The sequence below is a fragment of the Streptomyces sp. NPDC057302 genome (genome assembly GCF_042667685.1).
Taxonomy (GTDB): domain Bacteria; phylum Actinomycetota; class Actinomycetes; order Streptomycetales; family Streptomycetaceae; genus Streptomyces.
This window is the reverse complement of record NZ_JBHUZJ010000080.1, coordinates 1-13,909: the sequence shown is the minus strand read 5'-3', so window position 1 is coordinate 13,909 and position 13,909 is coordinate 1. Positions and strand designations below refer to the sequence as shown.

The 13,909-nt window shown below is 71.2% G+C and carries 11 protein-coding genes; 6 read left to right on the top strand and 5 right to left on the bottom strand.

From position 1 onward, the window contains the following. Positions 1 to 12: 12 nt before the first annotated feature. Positions 13 to 2,556 carry a polysaccharide lyase family 8 super-sandwich domain-containing protein gene (locus ACFUPX_RS36185; RefSeq protein WP_383332492.1) on the bottom strand — a complete coding sequence of 848 codons (2,544 nt, stop codon included), beginning with the start codon at positions 2,554 to 2,556 and terminating at the stop codon, positions 13 to 15. Between the two features lie 138 nt (positions 2,557 to 2,694). On the opposite strand from ACFUPX_RS36185, the gene ACFUPX_RS36180 reads away from it, so the two are divergent. Genes ACFUPX_RS36180 through ACFUPX_RS36170 form a run of 3 tightly spaced genes read left to right on the top strand, consistent with a single transcriptional unit; the run spans position 2,695 to position 6,245 of the window. After that, positions 2,695 to 3,294 (top strand): chemotaxis protein CheB, encoded by a 600-nt coding sequence (locus ACFUPX_RS36180; protein ID WP_383332490.1) that lies wholly within the window; start codon positions 2,695 to 2,697, stop codon positions 3,292 to 3,294. Beyond that, positions 3,294 to 5,357, top strand: coding sequence for a CheR family methyltransferase (locus ACFUPX_RS36175; protein WP_383332488.1), 2,064 nt, complete (start codon positions 3,294 to 3,296; stop codon positions 5,355 to 5,357). Before ACFUPX_RS36180 ends, ACFUPX_RS36175 begins: the two co-directional genes overlap by 1 nt. A 24-nt stretch (positions 5,358 to 5,381) precedes the next feature. Continuing rightward, a complete protein-coding gene (locus tag ACFUPX_RS36170) occupies positions 5,382 to 6,245 on the top strand; it encodes a GAF and ANTAR domain-containing protein (protein ID WP_383332486.1) in 864 nt (287 codons plus the stop codon). 26 nt (positions 6,246 to 6,271) lie between these two features. On the opposite strand, the gene ACFUPX_RS36165 is transcribed toward ACFUPX_RS36170, so the two are convergent. Beyond that, positions 6,272 to 6,949, bottom strand: coding sequence for a pyridoxamine 5'-phosphate oxidase family protein (locus ACFUPX_RS36165; protein ID WP_383332536.1), 678 nt, complete (start codon positions 6,947 to 6,949; stop codon positions 6,272 to 6,274). A 192-nt stretch (positions 6,950 to 7,141) separates the two neighbouring features. Here ACFUPX_RS36165 and ACFUPX_RS36160 point away from each other — a divergent pair, with 192 nt between their 5' ends. Then, positions 7,142 to 10,048, top strand: coding sequence for a glycoside hydrolase family 2 TIM barrel-domain containing protein (locus tag ACFUPX_RS36160; RefSeq protein ID WP_383332484.1), 2,907 nt, complete (start codon positions 7,142 to 7,144; stop codon positions 10,046 to 10,048). Here the strand turns inward: ACFUPX_RS36160 and ACFUPX_RS36155 are convergent. Further along, complete coding sequence (locus ACFUPX_RS36155) at positions 10,009 to 10,686, bottom strand: DUF4389 domain-containing protein (RefSeq protein WP_383332482.1); 678 nt, start codon at positions 10,684 to 10,686, stop codon at positions 10,009 to 10,011. The genes ACFUPX_RS36160 and ACFUPX_RS36155 overlap by 40 nt on opposite strands. A gap of 149 nt (positions 10,687 to 10,835) precedes the next feature. Between ACFUPX_RS36155 and ACFUPX_RS36150 the strand changes: the two genes are divergently transcribed. Next, positions 10,836 to 11,243, top strand: coding sequence for a VOC family protein (locus tag ACFUPX_RS36150; RefSeq protein ID WP_383332534.1), 408 nt, complete (start codon positions 10,836 to 10,838; stop codon positions 11,241 to 11,243). Here ACFUPX_RS36150 and ACFUPX_RS36145 read toward each other — a convergent pair. Continuing rightward, entirely contained in the window at positions 11,224 to 11,937 is a 714-nt protein-coding gene (locus tag ACFUPX_RS36145; RefSeq protein ID WP_383332480.1) for a DUF6597 domain-containing transcriptional factor, read from the bottom strand. The two genes, ACFUPX_RS36150 and ACFUPX_RS36145, sit on opposite strands and share 20 nt — an antisense overlap. A 26-nt stretch (positions 11,938 to 11,963) precedes the next feature. Continuing rightward, on the bottom strand, positions 11,964 to 12,899 hold the full coding sequence (locus ACFUPX_RS36140; RefSeq protein WP_383332478.1) for an AraC family transcriptional regulator: 936 nt from the start codon (positions 12,897 to 12,899) through the stop codon (positions 11,964 to 11,966). Positions 12,900 to 12,979: 80 nt separating this feature from the next. Between ACFUPX_RS36140 and ACFUPX_RS36135 the strand changes: the two genes are divergently transcribed. Next, complete coding sequence (locus ACFUPX_RS36135) at positions 12,980 to 13,828, top strand: NAD(P)H-binding protein (RefSeq protein WP_383332476.1); 849 nt, start codon at positions 12,980 to 12,982, stop codon at positions 13,826 to 13,828. The last annotated feature ends 81 nt before the right edge of the window (positions 13,829 to 13,909 follow it).

The following is a 13,909-nucleotide window of genomic DNA, read 5'->3' as shown; positions in this document are numbered from 1 at the left end:
GCGAAGGGCGCCTCAGCCCCGCAGCGTCACCGTGAAGCTCCGGCCGTACGCGTGGCGGGTGTCGACGTCGAGCCGGGTGCCGCCGTGCGCCCGGCTCACGCGCACCCCCGCGTCGGCCTTGACCTCCCGCAGAGGACGGCCCCGGAGCAGCACGCTGATCCTGGCGCGGTCCATCGTCGGATCGGACACCGCCACGCTGGTAGAGCCGCGCCCCTGGCGCCGCACGAGTACCGACGCGGGCCCGTCGATCCGCACCCCGGCCACCTCGTGGCGTCCCGCGGTGAAGCTGTTCGCGGCGGTCAGGCCGAGGCCCGCGTGGCTGACCGCCTGCAACCGCACGGTGTTCGCGAGGACCTTCAGCGGCTGCCCGCCCCGGTAGGACCCCAGCCCCGCCGCGCCCGCGTTCGGCACCAGCGCGTAGGCCAGGGAGATGGGACCGGCCCCGGCGGCCCGGTCCACCGTCACGCCCAGGACCGTGCGCGTCACCGGGGTGTCCGCGTTGGCGGTGCGCACGACCCGGCGGCTGCGGGTGACCTTGTCCAGGGCGATGCGCACCTTCGGGGTGTCCAGGAAGAGGTAGCCGACGGAGGTGCGCCGCGTGGCGTTGGCGTAGCGCAGCCAGCGCAGGTCACCCGTGCCCGCGCCGTTCCACGGGCGGCCGTTGCGCAGTTCCCCCGTGACGGAGACCTGGTCGTCCGGCGCCGCGGTCCGCGCGTCGACCGTGGTCGTCACGGCCCGCCCCGCGCCGTCGCCCACCCCCGCGGCCAGCACCACGACCTCCTCGTCGAGCAGGAACCACGACTTCGTCGCCGTCGCGTTCCGGTACACCACGAAGTCGTCCGGCAGCAGAGCGCGGTCGTGGAAGGCGACATCACTGGACTGCACGGCACCGACCGCGCCGTACGCCCCGAGGACCGCGCCACCGGAGTGCCGGTTGGTGCCGCGCGGGAAGTAGACGTACTTGTTCTGCGACTCGGACGAGGACGTGAAGTTCAGGGGGTGGCCTGGGTTGTCGTAGTACGGCTTCCCGTACAGCTCGGGGACCGTCCCGCGCCGCTCGACCGGCGCGGTGACACCCGCGAGGCCGTACGGCGAGACCGTGGTGAAGTAGTCCACCCCGTACGCCTGTGTCTGGTCCTGCCCGGAGAGGTAGAGGTAGTACGCGCCGTCCCCCTGGAACCACGGCATGAGGTTCTCGCCGCTCATGTACTCGTACTTGCTGATCCGGTCGGAGCTGCGTGCGAGCGCGAAGGCGTAGCCCGGTCTGCGGTGGACGGTCCTGTCCATGGCGTTGAAGGCGACGCTGCGCGCGGCGGGGTTCAGGTCGGCGGGCTCCACCGACGCGTCGCCGATGATGTCGGTGTAGCGCACGATGCTGACGGGCGAGACGAAGCCGGTGGGGTCGAGCGTGGCGCGCGAGGTGGCGCGGATGTGCTTCACATAGCTCTTCAGGGCGGTGGCGTCGGCGCCGGTGGACAGCGAGGAGAGGTCGACGACGGCCTCGACGACGATCGCGACGTCCACATAGCCGCCGTCGGGCCGCGACACCGCGCGCCCCTTGACGATCTCCATCATCCAGCCCTCGAAGATGAGCGGCGCGAAGCCGTCGCGCACCCACCTCTGGACGGTCGGCACCAGCTCCTCGCCGTGCGCGAAGCCGGTGCCGTCGAGGATCTTGAGGGTCTGCACGACCCGCGTGAGCAGGCCCTTTCCGTACGATCCGGTGTACGCGACGGAGGCGTGCTGGATGAAGGAGCCGTCGGCGTAATGGCCGTCCGTCACGCCGTGGCTGAGGTGGTAGGGGTCGACGGTGGCGAAGACCGTCAGCTGGTCGGTGAGGGCCTTGCGGATGCGGGCCTCGCCGCCCGCGCCGATGAGCGCGCCCTGAAGGATGCGGTTGGTGGTGATGTCGGCGAGGTTGGCGCCGGTGTGGAAGCGGGAGTCGAGGTTCACGTCCCCACCGGTGCCGTTGCGCAGGTAGGCGTCCATCGAGGCGACGTACGTGGTGATGAGGTCGGGCCGGTAGCTGCGCACCTCGTCGACGAGGAGTGCGAGGGTCTTGCTGACGTGCTGGGAGATGCCGATCTCCCAGTTGAACCAGTTGCCGTAGTAGCCCTTGGACTGGTCGCCGTAGTGGCGCTCGTGCAGCCATCCGAGGCCGTCGATCACGCGGCGCTGCACGGCGGTGTTGCCGTAGAGGTCCGAGGGGGTGCCCGGGGCGCGGGTCGCGAGGGCGATCTCGTACAGCCGCTTGTAGGCCGTGTTGAGGTTGGCGTCGTCCGTGCCGAGCGCGAGGCCGGCGAAGAGCTCGCCCGCGCCCGCGTCGTCCATCGACTTCAGGTTCGTGCGGGCGGCCTTGTCGACGGCGGCGAGCTTGGCGGCCGTCTCGGGGCGCGCGTTGGACTCGGTGGTCCCCGCGAAGATGCCCACGGTGTTGGCCAGGAGGCGGGCGCTGTCCGCCACGGCCTGCGCCGCGCTCACGGGCAGCGAGGGGACCACCGCCAGGAGGCCCGCGGCCGACAGGGCGGACAGCAGGCGTCTGCGGGTGATGTCCATGGCGACCTCCGCCGGTGAGTTGGCGTTCTGGCGTTCTGGCGGGCGGAGTCAAGCAGACGCCTTGGGTGGCGACAAGGGTCAGCGCCGCCGCCCTGTGCGACGGGACCGATCGGACCCGCAGCGACTAGGCTCAATGGTGTGAGGTCGCAAGAGCACACACCGGGACCGTTCGCCATCGTGGCCGTCGCGTCGTCCGCCGGAGGCATTCAGGGCCTCGGCTCGCTGCTCGGCGCGCTCGGCCCCGATCTGCCCGTGCCGGTGCTCGTGGTCCAGCACCTCGATCCGCGCCACCGGACCCTCCTCGCGGAGGTCCTCTCCCGGCGCACGGAACTCACCGTGAAGCTGGCCGAGGACCAAGAGCACGTCGTGCCCGGCACCGTGTATCTGGCGCCGCCCGACCGGCACCTCCTCGTGGGCCCTGAGGGGATACTCACCCTGTCGAACAGTAAGCTCGTGCACTTCGTGCGCCCCTCGGCCGACCTGCTCTTCGAGTCGGTGGCCGGAGCGTACGGACCACGGGCCATCGCCTGTGTGATCACCGGCACCGGTGTCGACGGGGCGATGGGCGTGGAGGCCGTGAAGTCGCGCGGCGGCACCGTGATCGTCGAGGACCCGCAGAGCGCGCAGTTCGCCGGGATGCCCGGCGCCGCGGTCGACACCGGAGCCGTGGATTTCGTGCTCCGTATCGAGGAAATCGCCGCGGCCGTCCGCGGCCTCGTCGAGGACAAGAGGCAGTGATGAGCGATTCGCCCGGCGCCGGGACAGAGCAGGATGCCGGCCCGGGGGCGCTGGGCCATCCGGAGCCGCCGCACGTGACGGAGCAGGCGCGTGAAGCAGAGCGCGAGAGCGAGACCGAGCAGGTGCGTGAAGCAGAGCGCGTGAGCGAGACGGAGCAGGAGCACGAGACGGAGCGGGCACGGGGGGCGGGGCGGGCCCGTGACGCGGAACGCGACCAGCCCGTCGATCAAGGTCTGGAAGACCTCCTCGACTTCCTCCGTGACTCGCGTGGGTTCGACTTCACCGGATACAAGCGGTCCACGCTGGGCCGCCGCATCCGCAAGCGGATGAGCGACGTCGGCGTGCCGGACTACGGCGACTACCGCGATCTCCTGGAGACGGACACGGACGAGTTCCGTGCACTGTTCAACACGATCCTGATCAACGTCACGTCGGTGTTCCGGGACCCGGACGCGTGGGGGCTCATCAAGCGCGACGTACTGCCCGCGCTGGTCGAGGCCGCCGGGGACGACGACGAGATCCGGGTGTGGAGCGCGGGCTGCTCCAGCGGCGAGGAGGCGTACTCCCTCGCCATCCTCTTCGCGGAGGAGCTCGGCATCAAGGAATGCGTGCGCCGCGTCAAGATCTACGCCACGGACGTCGACGAGGAGGCACTGCGCGACGCCCGCCTCGGCCAGTACCCGGCGAAGGCTCTGGCGTCGCTCGACAAGGAGCTGCGCGACAAGTACTTCGAGCGGTACGGCACGCAGCACGTCTTCCGGACCGATCTGCGTCGCCGGGTCATCTTCGGGCGGCACGACATCACCCGCGACGCCCCGATCTCCCGCCTCGACCTGCTCGTCTGCCGCAACACGCTGATGTACTTCAACGTCGAGGCCCAGACGCAGATCCTGGACCGCTTCCACTTCGCCCTGAGGGAGGGCGGCCATCTCTTCCTCGGCAAGGCCGAGATGCTCCTGAACGACGGGGACCGGTTCGACGCGGTCAGCATCCGTCAGCGCGTCTTCCGGCGCCGTGCCGGCCACAGCCTGCCGCCTTTCGCGTCGGCCCCGGTCAAGGTCCGGGCCGCCGAGACGATGGCGGAACAAGAGGCCACGCGCACCAGGCAGTTGTACGACCTGATCCTCGACGCGTCGCCGGGAGCGAGCGTCGCCCTGGACGGCGACGGCACGGTCATGCTGATCAACAACGGAGCCCGCGCCCAGTTCGGCCTCACGTCCAACGACATGGGACGCCCGTTCCGTGACCTGGAGCTCTCCTACCGGCCCATCGAGCTCCGCTCCCTGATCGACCAGGCCATGCACGAGCGGCGGACGCTTCAGGTGCACGGCGCCGAGCGGCGCCTGGGCAACGCGCTCCAGTACTTCGACATCGACATCCAGCCGATCCTGGGCGGCCCCGGCACGCCCCTCGCCATCAACATCACCTTCACGGACGTCACGCAGGCCACGAAGCTCAGGACCGAGATCAAGCGCGTCCGCGAGGATCTGGAGACGGCCTACGAGGAGCTCCAGGCGACCAACGAGGAGTTGGAGACCACCAACGAGGAACTCCAGTCGAGCATCGAGGAGCTGGAGACCACCAACGAGGAACTCCAGTCCACGAACGAGGAGCTGGAGACCACCAACGAAGAGCTCCAGTCCGGCAATGAAGAGCTCGAGACGATGAACGACGAGATGCGCCTGCGCACCACGGACCTGGACGAGGCCAGGGCCTTCCTGGAGGGTGTGGTCACCAGCATCGCGGCGGGTGTGGTGGTTCTCTCGGATGACATGCGGGCCAGGAGTTGGAACCGCGGCGCTGTCGACCTGTGGGGCCTGCGTCCGGACGAGGTGCTCGGCGAGTCGTTCTTCGCCCTGGACTTCGGGCTGCCCACCGACCATCTGCGCGAGGTCATCCAGCAGTGCGTGGCGTCGGGCAAGCGGGCCGGGCCCGTGTCCATCCCGGCGGTGAACCGTATCGGACGCCACATCGAATGTTCGGTCATCTGTTCCCCGTTCGACGCCCACAACGGCGGCGTCGTCCTGCTCATGGAAGACCTTTCGACTGAAGGCGGCAACTGAACCGGTACGCCGTACTCTGTGAAGATGAGCTCCAGGCAAGGCAGTTCCGGACTGCCGGGCGGGCTGGCCGAAGCCGCCTGGCAGAGAGCCGAGCGGGCGTCGGAACGCGCTGTGCAGGAATCGGTGAACGCCGAGCGGCACGAGCGGCTGTTCGTGGAGAACGGACGCGACTTCCACGCGGCGATGGCGACTCGGCACCGAGCGGTCGCCGAGCGCCATCTGACCACGGCCCGCCTCCAGCAGGCGTACGCCGCCAGGTTGACGGAGGCGGAGAGCAGAGGTGGTGGCCTGCGCCCTCTTTTCATGGCGGGAGTAGCGGAGGCCTGCGGGACCCTCAGTGCCGCGCTCACGCTCGTCGGGGCCGACCTGGGCCAGCTCGCGGTGGCCGCTTCGGACCGGCCGTCGCGCGGCGCCCAGGATCTGGAGTACGTCCTGACCGCGGGCCCAGGCCTGGACGCGTTCCGCGACCGGCGCGCGGTATACGCGTCGGGCGCCGCACTCGAGAGGCGCTGGCCCGGTTACGGCTCCGGTATCGCCGCCCTCGGCCTGCATGCGGTCGCGGCGCTGCCGTTGAAGGTCTCGTCGGACTGCATAGGGGTGCTCAGCGTCTACGATCCCCCGCCGGCCCTGGCCAGGGCCGGGAAGTTCCGCACGGTCGCCGACGCGTTGGCGGACGGCGTACTGATCGGCCCCGACTCGGATCCCGGGCTCTACGGGGGCGCGGATCTGCGGGCCGTGGTCCACCAGGCCGTCGGCGTGCTGACCGAGCAGACCGGCGGTTCGGTCGCTGACGCCCTGGCGCTCATCAAGGCGCGGGCCTTCGCCCTGGGCGTGCCCCTGGAATCGGTGGCGCGGCGCGTCATCTCCGGGGACCTGGATCTCCGATAGCCCTCGCGCACCGGCCATCAGTACCGCTACGACCCCATGGAGCCCTGCCGTGTCCCGGCGCGACCGGCGATGTGCGGCGGAGCCGCGATGCCGGGCGGGAGCAGCGGGTCGGCGACCGGGGTGCCCCAGCCTGCCGTCAGGGGAAGGTTCCCCGCCCAGATGCCGAGCTCGGCGTCCGGCCCTTCGCCGTCGTCCGGCGGGCCCACGCTCGTCTTGACCGAGGCCTCCTCCAGGGAGAGGGCGAGCAGCGTCGTCGCGGCGAGCTCCTTGCGGCTGGGCCTGCGGGCGTAGTCCCACTGGCCGGGCGCCGCGTGCTCGGTGAGCAGGCGCAGGCCCGTCAGCTTCTCCTCCGGGTCGGTCACCTTGCGCGGGACGCCGTGGATCATCGCGCTGCGGTAGTTGACGCCGTGCTCGAAGACCGAGCGGGCCAGGATCAGGCCGTCCACGTGCGTCACGGTGACGCACACGGCCGCTTCGGGGTCGGCGGCCAGGCTGCGGCTGGCGACCGAGCCGTGCAGATACAGCTGGGTGTCGTCGCGGCCGTAGACGGTCGGCACCACCATGGGGTGCCCGTCGACGACGACGCCCAGATGGCAGATGAACCCCGCGTCGAGGATCGCCTCCAGGTCGGCGCGGTCCAGGCTGCCCTGTTCGCGCAGGCGGCGGTGGCGGGTGCGGTCGGTCTGCGGAAGCTGCTGGCTGATGGTCACGCCTCCGCAAGCTACCGATATCGCGCGCGAAATGCCACACCTCAACGAATTGCAACTGGGTACGCGGCGACGTACGACGAAATCCGCAGCACGTGACGCATTCGTCCAACCCGGCCGCCGAGAATCCAACAACCCCCGCCGCGTGGGTGTTGTGACGCCCCGCCTCCCCGCTGTCTGATGGAGGCCATGGATCTCCCCTACCTTGAGGACGTATCCCCCGGCACCGGCAGCCTCCCGCCCCGCGCGTGGTATGCGCACTCGGATGCCGTCTCCCTCTCCTTGAACGGAAGTTGGCGCTTCCGGCTCTCCCCGTATGCCGACGCGGCCGACGAATCCTTCGCCTCGGACGGCCATGACGCCGGGGCCTGGGACACCGTGGCGGTGCCAGGACACTGGGTGCTGCAGGGCCACGGCGCGCCCCTCTACACGAACGTGGTCTATCCCTTCCCGGTCGACCCGCCCCGCGTACCCACCGAGAACCCGACCGGCGACCACCTGCGCACCTTCGACCTGCCCGCGGACTGGCCCGCGACCGGCGGCGGCACACTGCGCTTCGACGGCGTCGAGTCCTGTGCCCGCGTCTGGCTGAACGGCACGGAGCTCGGCGAGTTCAAGGGCTCACGGCTGCCGCACGAGTTCACGGTCGGCCACCTCCTGAAGCCGTCGGGCAACGTGCTCGCGGTCCGCGTCCACCAGTGGTCGTCCGGGTCGTACCTGGAGGACCAGGACCAGTGGTGGCTGCCGGGCATCTTCCGTGACGTGACCCTGCTGCACCGCCCCGACGGCTGCGCGCTCGACTTCTTCACCCATGCCTCGTACGACCATCGCGCGGGGTCGGGGACACTGCGGGTCGACTCGGACGTGGACGGCCGGGTCACCGTGCCCGAGCTGGGGATCGATGTCGCCACGGGCGATTCCGTGACGGTGGCCGTCGAGCCCTGGACCGCCGAGACGCCACGGCTGTACGACGGTGTCCTGGCCACGGCGGGCGAGCGCGTCCCGCTGCGGATCGGCTTCCGCACGGTCACCGTCGAGGACGGGGTCATCAAGGTCAACGGCCGCCGCATCCTGTTCCGCGGCGTGAACCGGCACGAGTTCCACCCCGAGACGGGCCGCGCCCTCGATCTCGCCACCATGCGCACCGATGTCCGGCTGATGAAGCAGCACAACATCAACGCGGTCCGCACCAGCCACTATCCGCCGCACCCCGCCTTCCTCGACCTCTGCGACGAGCTGGGCCTGTGGGTGATCGACGAGTGCGACCTGGAGACGCACGGCTTCACCGAGCAGGCCTGGCGCGGCAACCCCGTCGACGACGACCGCTGGACCCCCGCCCTCCTGGACCGCGCGGCCCGCATGGTCGAGCGCGACAAGAACCACGCCTCGGTGATCATCTGGTCCCTCGGCAACGAGTGCGGCACGGGCCGCGGCCTGACCGCCATGGCACGCTGGATCCGGTCACGGGACGCGGGCCGGCTCATCCACTACGAGGGCGACGCGTCCTGCGCGGACACCGACATGTACTCACGCATGTACGCCGACCACGCCGAGGTCGAGCGCATCGGCCGCCGCGAGGACCCGGACGAGCCGCAGTCGCGCCGCCAACTCCCCTTCATCCTCTGCGAGTACGGCCACGCGATGGGCAACGGCCCCGGTGGTCTGAGCGAGTACCAGGCGCTGTTCGACGCCCATGAACGCAATCAGGGCGGCTTCATCTGGGAGTGGATCGACCACGGCCTCACCCACCCGGAGTTCGGCTACGCCTACGGCGGCGACTTCGGCGAGGAGCTGCACGACGGGAACTTCGTCTGCGACGGCCTGGTCTTCCCCGACCGGACGCCCTCGCCGGGGCTCGACACGTACAAGCGGGTCATCCAGCCGGTGCGGTTCGCGTACGACGCGGACACGGGGACGGTCCGGGTCACCAATCTGCACGACTTCACCGATCTCTCCCATCTGTCCTTCGAGTGGACGTACATCGGCGACGACGACGCGGTGTACGCGGCGGGCGACCTCGCCGTTCCGCCGGAGCTCGGACCCGGCGAATCCGTCGACCTGAAGCTGCCGGACGCACCGCCCGCGAGCCGTCACGCCGAGACCTTCCTGCACCTCACGGCGATGGTGGACGTCAAAACGAACTGGACGAAGCTGGACCATGGAGTCGCGCGCGGCGAGTTCCGCGTCTCGGCGCGCCCTGTCCTGCCTCCCGCAGTCGGTGAACAGCCGCTCAGGGACGGGGACTTCATCACGCTCGGCCCCGGCACCTTCGACGCCCGCACCGGCGAACTGCGCGGCCTCGCCGACATCTCCCTGCCCAGCGCCCCGCGTCTGGACATCTGGCGGGCCCCCACGGACAACGACAACGGGGCTTCCTGGCAAGGAGGACAGCGCAACGGCCTCGTATGGCGGGAGCTGGGCCTGCACCGGATGCAACACCGCACCGAAGCGGTGGAGTTGACGGACGAGGCCCTCACCGTCCGCACGCGCGTGGCGCCCGCCGCGCGCGACATCGGCCTGCGTACCGTCTACCGCTGGACGTCCGACGGCACGCGGCTGCGCCTGACCGTTGCCGTCGCGCCCGAGGGCGAGTGGACGGCACCGCTGCCCAGGCTCGGCATCCGGCTCGGCCTGCCCGCCGCGTACGGGCACGCGCGCTGGTTCGGCGGCGGGCCCCACGAGGCGTATCCGGACACCGCGGCGGCGTCCGACATCGGCAACTGGTCCATGCCCGTCGACCGCATGCAGACCCCCTACGTGCGCCCGCAGGAGAACGGCGCCCGCGCGGACGTCCGTCGGGCCGAGCTGCGGGCGGGCTTCACCGGTGCGGGGGTGCGGGTGACCGGTGAGCCCGCCTTCTGGTTCACCGCGCGCCGCTGGACCACCGAGCAGCTGGACGCGGCGGCGCACCGCACGGATCTCGTCCCCGGTGACACGGTGTGGGTCCATCTCGACCACGGGCAGCACGGCATCGGCTCGCAGTCCTGCGGCCCCGGGGTACTGCCGCAGTACGAACTGCACGCCGCTCCGGCCGAGTTCGCGTTCACCTTCGCGCATCAGCCCGCGGGCTCACGGTCTCCCTGGTCGAGCCGGTAGGGCGGATAGACGTCGGTGAGCAGCAGGCCGTAGGCCAGGACGCGCGCGGCCCAGCGGTGCAGGCCGAGGTTGAGGTCGTGCATGCCGTGGGGGTAGTGGCCCTTGAAGAGCAGGGTCACGGCCGCGTAGAAGGCGAGGAGCCCGGCGAGGCCGACGTTCAAGCGCAGGCCGCCCGTGAAGAAGCCGACCACCAGGAGCTGCGGCAGGATCAGGAGCCAGCTCTTGACGAGAACGAGCCCCCGGGAGAGGTGCTCGGGGTGGGCGATGTCCAGGCGGGCGGGGTAGTCGGCCACGTCGTGCAGGGTGAAGGGCGGATAGCGGTCGGTGGCCAGCGAACCGTACGCGTAGTACTCGACGCGCCACGTCCAGCGCAGCACACCGACGGTGTAGCCGAACAGCGCCCGTGGATAGCTGCCGGTGATCAGGATGGCGAAGAACGCGACCACGGTGGTGAAGAACAGCCCGATCCACAGGAAGAACAGGGCGACGTAGTGCGGGATCACGAGCAGCCACTTCACCAGCCAGAGCCAGCGGGAGAGCACGGGGTCGTACTCCCCCTCCAGGCGGACCGGGCTGGCCGGGCGCTTGCCGAGCGCGGCCGTGGTGGGCATGGCGGGCATGGCGGATGTGGAGGACATGGCGGTCGACTCCCCTCGGACCGGTGCTTGCAGCACTCCTTGCCCACATGTACGACCGTGCGCGGGCGGCGGCAAGGAGTGGCGCGGCGTCCGTTTTCTTCAAGACGGGCGCGGAGCTGCTGCCTAGGCTGCGGGGCATGAACACGAACATCACACCCCGCTTCGACCTGGTCGGCATCGTCGTCCGCGACATGGCCGCCACGCTCGCCTTCTACCGCCGCCTCGGCCTGGAGTTCCCCGAGGGTGCCGAGGCCCAGCCGCATGTCGAGGCGGCGCTTCCCGGCGGTCTGCGCATCGCCTTCGACACGGAGGAGACCATCCGCTCCTTCGACAAGAACTGGGAGCCGCCGCAGAGCTCGGGCCGCATCGGGCTCGCGTTCCACTGCGAGACCCCCGCGGGCGTGGACGCCGTGTACGAGCAGCTGACCGGCGCCGGACATCACGGTGAGCTGAAGCCGTGGGACGCCTTCTGGGGCCAGCGGTACGCCTCCGTGCTCGACCCGGACGGCAACGGCGTCGACCTGTTCGCGCCGCTGTCTAGCCCGGCCGCGGGCTGAGCAGCTCGCTCAGCGGCATCCCCGTCAACTCCTTGACGTCACGCGCCAGATGGGCCTGGTCGGCGAAGCCCGCGACGACCGCGGTCTCCGCGTACGCCAGGCCTCCCCTGGCCAGGGCGAGCGCGCGCTGCAGGCGCAGGACCCGGGCCAGCGTCTTGGGTCCGTAGCCGAACGCGGCGAGTGAACGCCGGTGCAGCAGGCGGGCGTTGATGCCCGCCTCGTCGGCGGTCGCCGCGATGGAACGCCCGGCGTCCAGGGCCTTGACCACGTGCGCGAGCAGCGGGTCGGGCGGTTCGCCCGCGCGCGCCAGGGCGAGGGACTCCAGGACGGCCGCCGGATCGCGGGCCGCGTCCATGCGCTCGGTCAGGCGGCGCGCGTCGGCCGAGGGCCACAGGTCGGCGAGGGCGACCCGCCGGTCGCGCAGTTCGTGCGCGGGCACGCCGAGGAAGGCGGGGGCGGTGCCGGGGTAGAAGCGGATGCCCACGTAGCGCGCGGCGGCCTCCTGTGCGGGGCGGTACGCGCGCGTGTCGGGCCCCGCGACCAGAAGCCTGCCCCCGGTCCAGATCAGGTCCATGCAGCCGTCGGGAAGCACGGGGTACACGGGGCCGGCCGCGCCGCCGCCGGCGCGCGTCCACAGGACGGCGCCCGCGACACGGGACGGCCGCTCCGCATACTCGACGGTCTCGTACGACACGCCTGCAAGACTACGCCGGTCAGGGTCTACGCGACCGGTGAGCGGTGCTCCTGGGGGCTGACCCCGTACACCCGCTTGAAGGCGCTGGACAGCGCGAACGCGCTGCCGTAGCCGACGCGGCGGGCGATCGCGCCGATCGTCTGCTCGCCGTCCCGCAGCAGGTCGGCGGCGAGCGCGAGCCGCCAGCCCGTCAGGTACGCCATCGGCGGCTCGCCCACGAGTTCGGTGAACCGCCGGGCGAGCGCGGCCCGCGACACCCCCGCCTTCGCGGCCAGCGCGGCGATCGTCCAGGGGTGCGCCGGGTCGTCCTGGAGCAGCCGGATCGCCTGCCCGACGACCGGGTCCCCCATCGCCCGGTACCAGGCGGGGGCCGCCGCCTCCGGCCGGGAGAACCAGGCGCGCAGGGTGGCGATCATCAGCAGGTCGAGCAGCCGGTCGAGCACGACGTCCTGCCCCGGCTCGTCCTTGGCGATCTCGTCGGCGAGCAGCGGAGTGAGCGGGCAGTCCCACACCTCGGTGGGCAGGATCAGGAGCGGGGGCAGCGCGTCGAGGAGCCTGCCGGTGATCTCGCCGCGCGCCTGGTAGGTCCCGATCAGCATCTCGGCGGCGCCGTCGAGGGATTGACCCCAGGTGCGCCGCCCCAGGTCGCGGTACTGGTCGGCCGGGGTGTCGCCGAGGGGCACGCAGTGTTCGCCGGGCCGGATCTCGACGTGGGGCTTCTTCGCCCGGTCGTCGGCGACGGTGTAGTGGTCGGGGCCGCGCGCGACGGCCACGTCGCCGGGACGGATCAGCTGGGGTTCACCCGTGTCGGGCACGATCCAGGCGGTGCCCCGCACCATGATCATGACCGACAGCGGTGCCTCGTCCGCGATGCGGACGGACCAGGGCGGGTCGAAGCACGCACGGATCATGAAGGCTCCGCGTGCGCGCGGGCCCTCCAGCAAGCCTGCGAGTACGTCCATGCGCGAAGCGTAGACGCACGCGTATGGGGGTGAGTCCCTGGCGGATGGCTCCTTGTGGCGCGGGCCAGTTCACTGAAGTCATGACAGAGAACGCGTTGAACACGCAGGACATGACGGTGTTGGTCACGGGCGCTTCGGGCAAGACCGGACGCCGGGTCGCCGAGGCCGCGGAGGCGGCGGGCTGCACGGTGCGGGCCGCTTCGCGGTCGGGCGCGGTGCGTTTCGACTGGTACGACCCCTCGACGTGGGAGGACGCGCTGCGGGGCGCGGACGCCGCGTACCTCGCCTACCAGCCGGACGTCGGCGCGCCCGGCGCGGGTGAGGCGGTGGGCGCGCTTGCCCGGCAGGCGGTGGCGCTCGGCGTGCGGCGGATCGTGCTCCTGTCCGCACGGGGCGAGGACCAGGCGGAGCCCGCCGAGCGGGCGCTGCGGGAGTCCGGGGCGGAATGGACGGTCGTACGGGCGAGTTGGTTCGCGCAGAACCTCAGCGAGGGTCCGCTGCTCGACGGCATGCGGGCCGGGGAACTGGTGTTCCCTGCCGGGGAGGTCCTCGAACCGTTCATCGACTCGCGGGACATCGCCGATGTGGTGGTGGCGGTGCTGCGTCCCGACTCCGGTTACGCGGGCCGTGTGGTGGAGGTGTCGGGCCCCCGGCTCCTGTCGTTCCGCGACGCGGTGGCCGAGGTGGCTGCGGCTGCGGGGCGGGAGATTCGGTACGTGCCGGTGTCCGCCCGGGAGTATGCGGGCGCGCTCGCGGAGTTCGGGGTTCCGGAGGAGGAGCGGGAGTTCCTGGTCGAGCTTTTCGAGACGAACCTGGACGGCCGCAACGCGCATCTCTCCGAGGGGGTGCGGGAGGTCCTGGGGCGGGCGCCTCGTGACTTCGCGGAATTCGCCCGGGAGCATGCGGAGGCGGGCGTCTGGAAGGCGTAATTCTCCCCGACCCCGCCCCTTCCCGAAAACCGTGCCTGCGCCCCGGACCTACCTGGGGCTCCGCCCCAGACCCCGTACAAG

Coding starts and splice junctions, on each gene's coding strand:
- ACFUPX_RS36185 (WP_383332492.1), bottom strand. CDS start 2,556: ATGGACATCACCCGCAGACGCCTGCTGTCCGCCCTGTCGGCCGCGGGC.
- ACFUPX_RS36175 (WP_383332488.1), top strand. CDS start 3,294: ATGAGCGATTCGCCCGGCGCCGGGACAGAGCAGGATGCCGGCCCGGGG.
- ACFUPX_RS36170 (WP_383332486.1), top strand. CDS start 5,382: ATGAGCTCCAGGCAAGGCAGTTCCGGACTGCCGGGCGGGCTGGCCGAA.
- ACFUPX_RS36160 (WP_383332484.1), top strand. CDS start 7,142: ATGGATCTCCCCTACCTTGAGGACGTATCCCCCGGCACCGGCAGCCTC.
- ACFUPX_RS36155 (WP_383332482.1), bottom strand. CDS start 10,686: ATGTCCTCCACATCCGCCATGCCCGCCATGCCCACCACGGCCGCGCTC.
- ACFUPX_RS36140 (WP_383332478.1), bottom strand. CDS start 12,899: ATGGACGTACTCGCAGGCTTGCTGGAGGGCCCGCGCGCACGCGGAGCC.
- ACFUPX_RS36135 (WP_383332476.1), top strand. CDS start 12,980: ATGACAGAGAACGCGTTGAACACGCAGGACATGACGGTGTTGGTCACG.